The sequence below is a fragment of the Streptomyces sp. NPDC053493 genome (assembly GCF_044544825.1).
In the GTDB taxonomy this organism is placed as follows: Bacteria; Actinomycetota; Actinomycetes; order Streptomycetales; family Streptomycetaceae; genus Streptomyces.
Genome location: NZ_JBITXS010000018.1, coordinates 39,064 through 50,573, shown reverse-complemented (window position 1 = coordinate 50,573; position 11,510 = coordinate 39,064). Strand labels below are relative to the sequence as shown.

Genomic DNA, 11,510 nt, shown 5'->3' with positions numbered 1-11,510 from the left:
GCACGCGAGCGGGGCGCGCGCCCGGCGCTCGGGGCGCCATCCGGTGTTTACGGCACCCATTTGGGCCAGGGCGCGTCGTCCCGCTCGTACAGCTCGCGCAGTGCGCGCCAGCGTTCGGGCGTCCAGTCGCGCCAGTCGGTGGGGCGCCCGTCCAGCGCGGCGCGCAGCCGCTCCAGGTGGTCGTGCCAGCCCGCCAGCATGTCCAGCTTGGCCTCGCGGGTGCCGCCGAACTCCGCCGTGAAACGCAGCACGGTCGACTCGTCGTGGTCCGGGCCCGGTTCCAGATGGAAACGGATCCGGCCGTGCGGCGGCTCGACCGTGTACTCGGCGACGTACTCGGGGTCCCAGGCGGTCACCCGGCCGGAGACGACCGTGTCGCTGTTGAGCCAGCGCAGGGTGACCTTTCCGCCCAGGTGCGGCTCCAGCGGGTCCGCGGCGCAGAGCCAGGACGGCAGGCCCTCGGGCGTGGCGACGGCGGCCCACACCGCGATCGGCGGGTGCGGGATCTCGACGGTGTAGCGCAGCAGGTGCGTGCCGTCCTCGTGGGTCTCGCTCCTGCCCCGGGGGATGTCGCTCATGTCTCCAGCGTGGCCCCGGGGCCCTTCGGTCGCGAGCCCAGCCGGTCAGACGCCGGCGTAGGAGTGCTTGCTGCTGACGAAGATGTTGACGCCGTAGTAGTTGAAGAGGAAGCAGCCGAAGGCGATGAGCGCGATGTACGCGGCCTTGCGGCCCTTCCAGCCGGCGGTGGCGCGGGCGTGCAGATACGCGGCGTAACCGACCCAGGTGATGAAGGACCAGACCTCCTTGGCGTCCCAGCCCCAGTAGCGGCCCCACGCGTCACCGGCCCAGATCGCGCCCGCGATGATCGTGAAGGTCCACAGCGGGAAGATCGCCGCGTTGACCCGGTAGGCGAACTTGTCGAGCGAGGCGGCGGCCGGCAGGCGCTCCAGGACGGAGCGGGCGAAGGAGCCCGGGTTGCCGCCGGTCGCGAGCTTGTTCTCGTACGCGTCGCGGAAGAGGTAGAGCAGGGTGGCGACGGCGCCCAGGTAGAAGACGGCGCCGCAGAAGATGGCGGTGGAGACGTGGATCCACAGCCAGTACGAGTCGAGCGCCGGGACCAGCTGGTCGCTGGGCGTCTTCAGCCAGGTGACGGCCATGCCGAGGTCCAGCAGGACGGTGGTGACCAGCGGCAGTCCGATCCAGCGGACGTTCTTCTTCGCGACGAGGAAGCCGAGGTACGCGCCGACCGCCACCGTGGAGAAGGTGGTGGAGAACTCGTACATGTTGCCCCACGGCGCCCGCTGCACGGACAGCGCGCGGCTGACCACGCCGGCCGCCTCGACGAGGAAGGCGAGCGCGGTCAGCGAGATCGCGATCCGGCCGTACAGGTCGCCCTTGACCGTGCCGCCGGCCGCGCCGGGGCCGTCCGGGACGTCCCGGGCGCCGGCCGCGGCGCGGGTGACGACCTTCGGCTTGTCGAGCACGGCGGTGCCGCCGGCGGCCTTGGTCCGCACGGTCACGGCCGGGGCCGCGGGCTGCCGGGCGGTCAGCGCGGCGGCGGTGCGGCCGACCTTGCTGCGGCTGCCGAACACCCACTCGGCGATATGGGCGAAGAAGGCCAGGGTGTAGACGGCCATCGACGAGTAGACGAGCAGGTCGCTCAGCTGCGCCAGGCTCTGGTTGGTCTCGGCGGCGAGGATCACTTCTCAGCCCCTTCGGACTTCGCGGCAGGTTCGCCGGCGGGTTCTTCTGCAGGTTCGGGCTCGGGCGCGGTCGGCGCCCGGCCGTTGAGCGTGACCGCGAGGTCGGCCAGTTCCTCGGGCAGCTTGGCGGACTCGCTCCGGCCGAGGCCGGCCATCTCCACGACGGTGACACCGTCCTTGCCCCGCACGGCCCGGACCCAGACGCGGCGGCGCTGGATGAACAGGGAGCCGGCGAGTCCGGCGATGGCGGCGACCGCGCCCGCGAGGGCGAGGCCGTTGCCGGGCTGCTGGGAGATCTGGAAGCTCGCCCACTCCTTGATCTCCTTCTCGAAGGTGATCGAGCCGGCGCCGTTCGGCAGCGTCATGGTCTCGCCCGGCAGCAGCCGGTTGGCCTTGCCGGTGCCGCCGTCGACCGCGAACTGCTTCATCTTCGAGGTGTCGAGCTGGTACACGTTCTGCGGCAGGCCGGAGTTGACGCGCAGGTCGCCGTGGAAGCCGGTGAGCGCCATGACGGGGAAGTCGAGCGCGGGGAACTGGGAGAACATCGTTCCCTTGCCGGCGCCCGCGAACGTCGGCACGAAGAAGGCCTGGAAGCCCAGCTGCTCCTTCTTGCCGTCCTTGTCGCGGTAGCCGTCCATGACCTTGATCGCGCCGGTCGAGGTGATGTTGTTGTCGATCGGCAGCAGCGGCACGGCGTCGCGCAGGACGACCTTGCCGCGGCCGTCGCGGACGGTGACCACGGGCGCGTAGCCGTGGGCGATCAGATAGACCTTGGAGCCGCCGACCTTCAGCGGCTCGTTGACCCGGATGACGGCCTTCTTCTCGGGGCCGCCGTCCTCGTAATAGGTGACGCCGGCCTCGAAGGTGCGCGGGGTGCCGCGCTGCGGGCCGTTCTGCTCGTACGTGCCGGTGAACTCGTTCAGCTTGAAACCGAACGCGGGCAGGTCCTCGACGCCGAACCAGGAGCCCGACTTGAAGTCGTCGTACTGGGTGAGGGTGTTGGCGAAGCCGTCGCCCTCGACGATCAGCTTGCCGCCCTCGGACTTCAGCAGCTGGCCCCAGGCGAAGGCCACCAGCATGACGATGAGCGCGAGGTGGAAGAGGAGGTTGCCGGTCTCGCGCAGATAGCCCTTCTCGGCGGCGACGGCGTCGCCGACGGTGTGGGCGCGGAAGCGGCGTCCCTTGAGGATGCCGAGCGCGGCCTCGCGGACCTGCTCGGGATCGGCCTCGGTGCGCCAGGTGGTGTAGGCGGGCAGGCGGGTCAGCCGCTTGGGCGCGCCCGGCGGGCGGCCGCGGAGCTGGCCGACGAACTGCCAGGTGCGGGGCACGATGCAGCCGATGAGCGAGACGAACAGCAGGATGTAGATCGCGGAGAACCACACCGAGCTGTAGACGTCGAAGAGCTGGAGCTTCTCGTAGAGCGGGGTGAGGGTCTCGTGGGCCCGCTTGAACTGCTCGACCTTCAGCTCGTCCGCGCTGGTCTGCGGGATGAGGGAGCCGGGGATGGCGCCGAGGGACAGCAGGAAGAGGAGGATCAGCGCGACCCGCATGGAGGTGAGCTGCCGCCAGAACCAGCGGATCCAGCCGATGACGCCGAGGGTGGGGCCGCCGACGGCGGTGTCCTCGGCGGGTGCGGTGGACAGCTGGGCCCCGGCCTCGCCGAGGCTGCCGTCCTGCTCTTTGGTGTCTGTCTTGCTCATCTCGGAACTCTCAGATCCCCACCGTGAAACCGTCGGACCAGCTCTGCATCGTGGAGACCATGCTGTCCCACGCTCCTGTGAGGAGCAGGACGCCGGTGAGGATCATCATGCCGCCGCCGATCCGCATGACCCACGCGTAGTGCTTCTTGACCCAGCCGAACGCGCCGAGCGCCTTGCGGAAGGCGACGGCGGTGAGGACGAAGGGCAGTCCGAGGCCGAGGCAGTAGGCGAGGGCGAGGACGGCGCCGCGGCCGGCGCTGGCCTGCTCGAGGGCGAGGGCGTTGACGGAGGCGAGCGTGGGGCCGATGCACGGGGTCCAGCCGATGCCGAACAGCGCGCCGAGCACGGGGGCGCCGACGAGGCCGGCGGTGGGCTTCTTGCGGAAGCGGAACTCGCGCTGGGTGAACCAGGGCATGAGGCCCATGAAGAAGACGCCCAGGGCGATCATGAAGACGCCGAGGACGATCCGGAGGGTGTCCTTGTGCTGCTGGAGGGTCCAGCCGAAGCCGCCGAAGAGGGCGCCGCCGGAGACGTAGACGGCGGAGAAGCCGAGGACGAAGAGGGCGGCGCCCGCGGTCATCCGGCCGCGCCGGGCCTCGGCGAGGTCAGTGCCGGTGACGCCGGTCACGTAACTGAGGTAGCCGGGGACGAGCGGCAGCACGCAGGGCGAGAAGAAGGAGACGAGTCCTCCGAGCACGGCGACGGGCAGGGCGAGGACGAGGGCCCCGCTGAATACCGTGTCGTTCACGTCACTTCTCCGCGACCAGGGGCTCGATCATGGAGCGCAGTTTGGCCTCGTCGAGCGCCATGAGCGAGCGCGCGGCGATCTTTCCGTCCTTGTCGAGAACGATGGTGGACGGAATGGCCTGCGGATTCATCGAGCCCTTCGGGAATCCGGAGAGAATGAGCTTTCCGGTCGGGTCGAAGAGGCTGGGATACGGGACGCCGAACTCGTCCTCGAAGGCGAGTCCCTTCGAGGTGTCGGAGTCGCGGGTGTTGAGTCCGACGAACTCCACGCCCTTGGCCTTCATGTCGGCGGCGACCTTGGCGAAATGCGGTGCCTCGGCGCGGCACGGCGGGCACCAGGAGCCCCAGACGTTGAGGACCACGACCTTGCCCTTGAGGTCGGCGACGTCGAGCCGCTTGCCGTCGAGGGTCTGCCCGGCGAGCGTGTGGATCGGCTTGCGCTCGCCCTTGGCGACGGTGGAGATGCCGCCGGTGTTGGTGACGAAGTTGGTGTCGCCCCCGCCGCCGGACTTGCCGTTGGAGTCGGAGCTGCAGGCGGTCAGCGCGAGCGCGGCGGCCAGGGTTCCGGCCGCCAGCAGGGTGCGACGCGGGGTGCGGCGGCGAGGGGCACGGTCATGGCTCATGTGAAAAGTTTCGCATGGGCGATTCGGGGATCTTGGGCACCCCCCTACGTGCCCGTAAAGCCCCTTGTCAAGATCTCTTAAGCGGGCCGGAGGAATGCGTTCCAGCCGCCCGCCGGGGACTGGCCGACTTCGAGTGTACGGAGCTTGGCGAGGATCTTCGGGTCCTGGACGTCCAGCCAGTCGACGAACTGCTTGAAGGAGACCAGCCTGACGTCCTTCTTGCCGGCCATTCCCTTCAGGGCCTCCTCGACGGCGTCCATGTAGATGCCGCCGTTCCACTGCTCGAAGTGGTTGCCGATGTAGAAGGGCGCGCGGTTGGACTCGTAAGCGCGGCGGAATCCGGACAGATAGGCCTCGGCGGCCTGCTTGCGCCAGCCGGGATAACGCGAGGGCATGCCCTTGGTGGAGTTCTTCGACTGGTTGGCCAGCATGTTGTAGTCCATGGACAGGACCTCGAAGGAGTGGCCGGGGAACGGCACGGCCTGCAGCGGCAGGTCCCAGACGCCGCCGCGCTTGACCGGCCACATCTGGCGGCCGCCGGGCGAGCTGGCGTCGTAGCGCCAGCCGAGGCGCTTGGCGGTGGGCAGCAGGTTGTCCTGGCCGAGCAGGCAGGGCGTGCGGCCGCCGACGAGCTCCTTGGTGTAGTCGAAGGGCAGCGGGTCGACGTCGGTCCAGCCGGTGTTCGTCCGCCACTTGGTGACGAAGCCGACGGCCTGGTCGATCTCGCTCTGCCACTGGGCCGGCGTCCAGTTGGCGACGGAGCCGGAGCCGCCGCAGAAGTGGCCGTTGAAGTGGGTGCCGATCTCGTGGCCCTCGAGCCAGGCCTGGCGGACGTACTTCAGCGTCTGCTTGATGTGGTCGTCGGTGAGGTAGCCGATGTCGGAGGCGCCGACGCGGTTGTTCGGCGGGCGGTAGAGGTCCTTCTTCGACTCGGGCAGGAGGTAGAGCCCGGAGAGGAAGAAGGTCATCGCGGCGTCGTGGTTCTTGGCCAGCTCCAAGAAGCGCGGGAAGAGGCCGTTGCCGACCTCGCCGGCACCGTCCCAGGAGAAGATCACGAACTGCGGCGGGGTCTGTCCGGGCTCCAGCGGCACGGGCGCGTCGGGCTGGTTCGGCTGCTTTCCGGTGTCGGAGGTGGAACCGTCACCGATGGGGCGGCCGTCGTCCTGGGTGGGAGTGGCGGAGGTCTCCGGCCGGCCGGAGACGTCGCCGCCCCGGCCCGGCCCGGAACGTCCCGGCTCGTCCTGACCGTTACTGGTGCAGGCCGCCATGCCCAGCGCCGCGGCGGCACCGACCCCCGCCCCGAGCAGACTCCTTCGATTGATCCCGCGCATGACATCCCCATTCGCGCTGACGTAAGACGTAAGACCTGAACGTCATCCAAACCGACAATGAGTGAGATGCCGGGAGGAACACGGAGGTTCCGGAAATTCGCACAAGAATTTCAGGGCGGCCGAACGACAGATCGTCGTCCGACCGCCCTGAGGGTGGTCCGCTCCTCGCCGAGGGTCTACTCCCGGCCGGGCCCGGTGTCTACGCCCCGAACGCCTTGGCCTTGCCCTTCACCGGCTTCGCCCCGGCCCGCAGATGCGCCGGCACGAGGTCCAGGGCCGGCTCGCTGTAGCCCACCGACACGATCCGGTCGCCCTGGTACGTGAACGAGGTCAGCGAGGCCAGCGTGCACTGCCGGCGCCGCGGGTCGTGCCACAGGCGGCGCTTCTCCACGAAGCTGCGCACGATCCAGATCGGCAGCTGGTGGCTCACGCAGACCGCCTCGTGCCCGCGCGCCGCGTCCTTCGCCGCGTCGAGCGCGGCCATCATCCGGACCACCTGCTCGATGTACGGCTCGCCCCAGGACGGCTTGAACGGGTTGGTGAGGTGCTTCCAGTTGCCCGGCTTGCGCAGCGCGCCGTCACCGACGCCGAAGGTCTTGCCCTCGAAGACGTTCGCCGCCTCCAGGAGCCGCTCGTCCGTGGCCAGGTCCAGACCGTGCGTCTTGGCGATCGGGGCGGCCGTCTCCTGGGCCCGCTCCAGCGGGGAGGAGACGACATGGGTGATGTCCCGGTCGGCCAGGTGCTCGGCGACCCGGTCGGCCATCCGCCGGCCCAGCTCGGACAGGTGGTAGCCGGCGCGGCGCCCGTAGAGGACACCGTCGGGGTTGTGCACCTCGCCGTGCCGCACCAGGTGGACGACGGTGACGTCCTTCGCGGTGTCGGCCGCGGTCTCGTTCGCGGTGTGGTTCCCGGTGTGGTTCGCGCTCATGCGGTCGCCTCCGCGGCGGCGCGGGCGGCGGCCGGCAGGGCGGCGGCGATCCGCTCGACGGCGCGCTCGTCGTGGGCGGCCGACACGAACCAGGACTCGAAGGCGGACGGCGGCAGGTACACGCCGTCGGCCAGCATCGAGTGGAAGAACGCGTTGAAGCGGAACGCCTCCTGTTTCTTCGCGTCGTCGTAGTCGCGCACCTCGGTCGAGGTGAAGAACACCGAGAACATGTTGGACGCGGTCTGCAGCCGGTGCGCCACGCCCTCCTTGGCGAGCGCCTCGGTGACCAGGCCCTGGATCTCCTTCGAGACCGCGTTGACCTTCTCGTACGCGGCGTCGTCGAGCAGCCGGAGCTGCGCGAGGCCGGCGGCGGTCGCGATCGGGTTCCCGGACAGGGTGCCGGCCTGGTAGACGGGGCCGGCCGGGGCGAGGTGGCCCATGACGTCGGCGCGGCCACCGAAGGCCGCGGCCGGGAAGCCGCCGCCCATGACCTTGCCGAAGGTCATCAGGTCCGGCTTCACGCCGTCCACGCCGTACCAGCCGGCCCGCGAGGTGCGGAAACCGGTCATGACCTCGTCGGAGATGAACAGCGCGCCGTTCTTCGCGCACGCGTCCTTCAGGCCCTGGTTGAAGCCGGGCTTCGGCGGGACGACGCCCATGTTGCCCGGGGAGGCCTCGGTGATCACACAGGCGATCTCGCCCGGGTGACGGTGGAAGGCCTCCTGCACGGCCTCCAGGTCGTTGTACGGCAGCACGATCGTGTCGCCGGCCTGCGCGCCCGTCACTCCGGGCGTGTCGGGCAGACCGAAGGTGGCCACGCCCGAGCCGGCCGCGGCCAGCAGCGCGTCCACGTGACCGTGGTAGCAGCCGGCGAACTTGATCACCTTGGCGCGGCCGGTGAAGCCGCGGGCCAGCCGGATCGCCGACATCGTCGCCTCGGTCCCGGACGACACCAGACGCACCTGCTCGACCGGCTCGATCCGCGCCACGATCTCCTCGGCGAGCGCGACCTCGCCCTCGCCCGGCGTGCCGAAGGAGGTGCCGCGCGCCACCGCCGCCTGCACCGCGGCCGTCACCTCGGGGTGCGCGTGGCCGAGGATCATCGGTCCCCACGAGCACACCAGGTCGACGTACTCGCGACCGTCCGCGTCGGTGAGGTACGGACCGGTGCCGGACACCATGAACCGGGGCGTACCGCCCACGGCCCGGAAGGCTCGTACCGGTGAGTTCACGCCGCCGGGCGTCACAAGGGAGGCGCGGTCGAAAAGCGTCTGTGAGACTGGGGCTTCGTATGAATACGGCACTGTGATCCTGACCTGCGAGAACGGCGTTCGGGTACGGAGGGCGGAAGCGAGGGCGGACGGGCGGACGGTGTGGGCATCCCGTGCGTTATGCCGGGGCGGCCGCCCGCGGCGTCTGCGAAACTGGGGCGTCATAGGGATGGCTCACGGAATCCATGGTGTCAGAGGCCACGGCGATCTTGCGGACAGGTGTTTCACCGCAGGACCCTGGGGGAGGTCACTGTCACGATGATCGGGCCGCGCGGCGCAGACGCGCGGTCCGGAACAGCAGTCGGGTGGAGATATGCATCGCGGTGGCGGACCGGGCGAGGGGACTGACGACCTGGGTCCCGAGCCTGTCCGGCGGGGGAGGCACCGGCGCCGGAGGACGGAAGAACCGAGGGCGAACGACCCGAGGACCGGGGATCAGTCGCGGCCTGCCGAGCCGAAGAACGAGCCGACGGGCCCCGACGCCCGGCCGGCCCAGACCGGCCCGCACGGCGGCGAACCGGCCCAGGACGAGTCCCGGGTCGCCAGGTCCCGGGCCCGGCGCGCCCGCGCCGCCCGGGAGGCCGGCCCCGACGACGGGCCGATGCCGGTCGACGGCACGGTGCTCGGAGGCGGAACGGTGCTCGGAGGCGGAACGGGCACCGGAAGCGGCGGAAGTGGCGGGAGCGGCCGGTTGGGGGTCACGTACAAGTACTTCGGCGCGCCCGACGGCGCGACGGCCGCCCGCGTCCCGATCTCCATGCGCCCCGAGGAACTCGGCGGCGACGAGCTCGGCATGGGCGGCATGTTCACCAAGATCAAGCCGGAGACCATAGCCGCGATGGTCCTCACCGGCATCCAGGGCATGCCCCTGCACAAGGTCCCTCCGCTGGAACTGGTCGTCCTCCACCCCGACTACGCCGTCGTCAAGCTCCCGATGACCGTCGTCGACCCGCTGCGCGGCGTCGGCGAGGAATCCGTCGGCGCCGCCGCCTTCATCTGGTCCACGGTCCCCGACCGCGGCGGCCCCCAGGACGCCTTCAACGTCTACCAGCTCCTGCACGAATGGCAGGACTTCAGCCACCGCCTCCACGAGGCGGGCCACCAGCCGTACTGCCTGGTGTGGCCGTAGCCGCTGCCGTTCCGCCGGGGCACGCGCGCGGTCGGTGCCACGCCCGTCGCCTCATGCTGACCGGTCCGCTTCCTTCGCACGCTCCGCCGCGAGTTCGCGGGCGGAGGCGAGACGGTAGGGCACGTCGATCACGACGACGTTCTTCATGAACAGCAGCCGGGTCTTGAGGCGCAGCGCGCTCTGGTTGTGCAGGGGCTGCTCCCACCAGCGGCCCACCACGTACTCCGGGATGACGACGGAGACGACCGAGTCGGCGCCGCGTTCGGGCGCGTCGCGGATGTGCCGGAGCAGCGGCTGGACGACGGAGCGGTAGGGCGAGTCGAGGACCCGGAGCGGCACGTCGACGCCGTGGGCCTCCCAGGCGGCGCGCATCAGCGCCGCGTCCGCCGGGTCCTCGGCGACCGTGAGGGCGGTCAGCGAGGCGGGCTTCAGGGTCTTCGCGTACGCCAGGGCGCGCAGGCTCGGCGCGTTGACGGAGGCGACGAGGACGAGGACGTGGTTCTCGGCGAGCGGGCGCGGGTGGCGCCGGGCGCGACGGCCACCTCGGCGGCGACGGTGTCGTAGTGGCGGCGCACGCCCTTCATCCCGGCGAAGAGCAGCGGCATCGCGATCACCACGATCCAGGCACCGTGGGTGAACTTGGTGACGAGGACGATGACGAGGACGACGGCCGTGAGGCAGGCGCCGAAGGCGTTGATCGCCATCCGCCGCCGGATCCGGCGGCGTTCGCCCGTACCGAGCCCGTCGGACGGGGCGGCAGGGGTGCTCGGGTTGGCGAGTTCTCGCCGCCAGTGCTTGACCATGCCCGCCTGGGACAGGGTGAAGGAGACGAAGACGCCCAGGATGTAGAGCTGGATGAGGCGGGTGAGGTTGGCGTCGAAGGCGACGATGAGCGCGATGGCGGCCAGGGCGAGGAGCACGATGCCGTTGGAGTGGACGAGCCGGTCGCCGCGGTGGAAGAGCTGACGGGGCGCGAAGCGGTCGCGCCCGAGGACGGAGGCGAGCATCGGGAAACCGTTGAAGGCGGTGTTGGCCGCCAGGACGAGGACGCCCGCGGTGACGGCCTGCAGGGCGTAGAAGAGGACGTGCCAGTCGCCGAAGGTGGCCCGGCCGATCTGGGCGAGCGCGGTGGAGGTCGCCGTGCCCGGCGGCAGCCCGAGCTGGGTCGGGTCCTCGGCGACGTGCACGTGGTAGACCATGGCGAGCACCGTGATCCCGAAGAACATGGTCGCCGAGAAGAAGCCCATGATCGTCAGGGTCATGGCGGCGTTGCGGCTCTTGGGCCTCTCGAAGGCCGGCACGCCGTTGCTGATCGCCTCGACGCCGGTGAGCGCCGTGCAGCCGGAGGCGAAGGCACGCAGGCCGAGCAGGACGAGCGCGATCCCCGAGTACGTGGAGACCTCCTGGACCGGCAGGTCGGCGGACTCGGCGCGGATCGTGTCGCCGGTCGCCATCCGCACCGCCGCGACCGCGAACATCAGGTAGATCACCGCGATGAAGGCGTACGTGGGCAGGGCGAACCAGCGGCCCGACTCCCGCACACCGCGCAGGTTCAGCCAGGCGAGCAGCGCCACGAAGACCACCGACAGGAGGGTCGCGTGCCCGTCGAGCGCCGGCGCGGCGGAGGTGAGCGCGGCGACGCCGGAGACGACGGAGACGGCCACGGTCATCACGTAGTCGATCAGCAGCGCGCTCGCGGCGGTGAGGGCCGCGGTGGTGCCGAGGTTCTCGGCGGAGACGACATAGGCCCCGCCGCCGCCCGGATAGGCGTAGCAGGTCTGCCGGTAGGAGGCGACGACCACGAGCAGCAGCACGACGATGCCGACCGCCGCGTACCAGGTCAGATGGAGCACGGCGATACCGCCGAGGGCGAGGATCAGCAGGATCTCCTCCGTGGCGTAGGCGACGGAGGAGAGCGGGTCGCTGCAGAAGATCGGCAGGGCGAGGCGCTTGGGCAGCAGGGTCTCACCCAGACGTGCGCTGTCCAACGGACGCCCGACCAACAGGCGTTTCGCCACACTTCCAGCTCTCATAAGTGCTGAAGTTAGGACGAATCGGAAGTCATACGCGGATGCCGC

The 11,510-nt window shown here is 70.5% G+C and carries 11 protein-coding genes; 1 reads left to right on the top strand and 10 read right to left on the bottom strand.

Going from position 1 to position 11,510, the window contains the following annotated elements; genetic code table 11:
• Positions 1–47: 47 nt before the first annotated feature.
• The 8 genes from ACIGO8_RS32120 to hemL form a co-directional block, all read right to left on the bottom strand.
• Positions 48–578, bottom strand: coding sequence for an SRPBCC domain-containing protein (locus ACIGO8_RS32120; RefSeq protein WP_399738004.1), 531 nt, complete (start codon positions 576–578; stop codon positions 48–50).
• Between the two features lie 45 nt (positions 579–623).
• Positions 624–1,703 carry a c-type cytochrome biogenesis protein CcsB gene (gene ccsB / locus ACIGO8_RS32115; RefSeq protein ID WP_399738002.1) on the bottom strand — a complete coding sequence of 360 codons (1,080 nt, stop codon included), beginning with the start codon at positions 1,701–1,703 and terminating at the stop codon, positions 624–626.
• Positions 1,700–3,403, bottom strand: a complete 1,704-nt coding sequence (locus tag ACIGO8_RS32110) for a cytochrome c biogenesis protein ResB (protein WP_399738000.1) — start codon at positions 3,401–3,403, stop codon at positions 1,700–1,702. Before ACIGO8_RS32110 ends, ccsB begins: the two co-directional genes overlap by 4 nt.
• 10 nt (positions 3,404–3,413) lie before the next feature.
• Positions 3,414–4,151, bottom strand: a complete 738-nt coding sequence (locus ACIGO8_RS32105) for a cytochrome c biogenesis CcdA family protein (protein ID WP_399737998.1) — start codon at positions 4,149–4,151, stop codon at positions 3,414–3,416.
• Position 4,152: 1 nt separating this feature from the next.
• Positions 4,153–4,773, bottom strand: coding sequence for a TlpA family protein disulfide reductase (locus tag ACIGO8_RS32100; protein ID WP_399737996.1), 621 nt, complete (start codon positions 4,771–4,773; stop codon positions 4,153–4,155).
• A 77-nt stretch (positions 4,774–4,850) separates the two neighbouring features.
• The gene (locus ACIGO8_RS32095) at positions 4,851–6,104 is read right to left on the bottom strand and encodes a hypothetical protein (RefSeq protein WP_399737994.1); all 1,254 of its coding nucleotides are present in this window, start codon (positions 6,102–6,104) and stop codon (positions 4,851–4,853) included.
• A gap of 199 nt (positions 6,105–6,303) precedes the next feature.
• A complete protein-coding gene (locus tag ACIGO8_RS32090; RefSeq protein WP_399737992.1) occupies positions 6,304–7,032 on the bottom strand; it encodes a histidine phosphatase family protein in 729 nt (242 codons plus the stop codon).
• Positions 7,029–8,336 carry a glutamate-1-semialdehyde 2,1-aminomutase gene (hemL, locus tag ACIGO8_RS32085; protein WP_399737990.1) on the bottom strand — a complete coding sequence of 436 codons (1,308 nt, stop codon included), beginning with the start codon at positions 8,334–8,336 and terminating at the stop codon, positions 7,029–7,031. The genes ACIGO8_RS32090 and hemL overlap by 4 nt, the downstream gene beginning before the upstream one ends.
• A gap of 568 nt (positions 8,337–8,904) precedes the next feature.
• Here hemL and ACIGO8_RS32080 point away from each other — a divergent pair.
• Positions 8,905–9,432 (top strand): hypothetical protein, encoded by a 528-nt coding sequence (locus ACIGO8_RS32080; protein ID WP_399737987.1) that lies wholly within the window; start codon positions 8,905–8,907, stop codon positions 9,430–9,432.
• Between the two features lie 51 nt (positions 9,433–9,483).
• On the opposite strand, the gene ACIGO8_RS32075 is transcribed toward ACIGO8_RS32080, so the two are convergent.
• The gene (locus ACIGO8_RS32075; RefSeq protein WP_399737985.1) at positions 9,484–9,804 is read right to left on the bottom strand and encodes a hypothetical protein; all 321 of its coding nucleotides are present in this window, start codon (positions 9,802–9,804) and stop codon (positions 9,484–9,486) included.
• 56 nt (positions 9,805–9,860) lie between these two features.
• Positions 9,861–11,420 carry an APC family permease gene (locus tag ACIGO8_RS32070; RefSeq protein WP_399737983.1) on the bottom strand — a complete coding sequence of 520 codons (1,560 nt, stop codon included), beginning with the start codon at positions 11,418–11,420 and terminating at the stop codon, positions 9,861–9,863.
• Between the last annotated feature and the right edge of the window lie 90 nt (positions 11,421–11,510).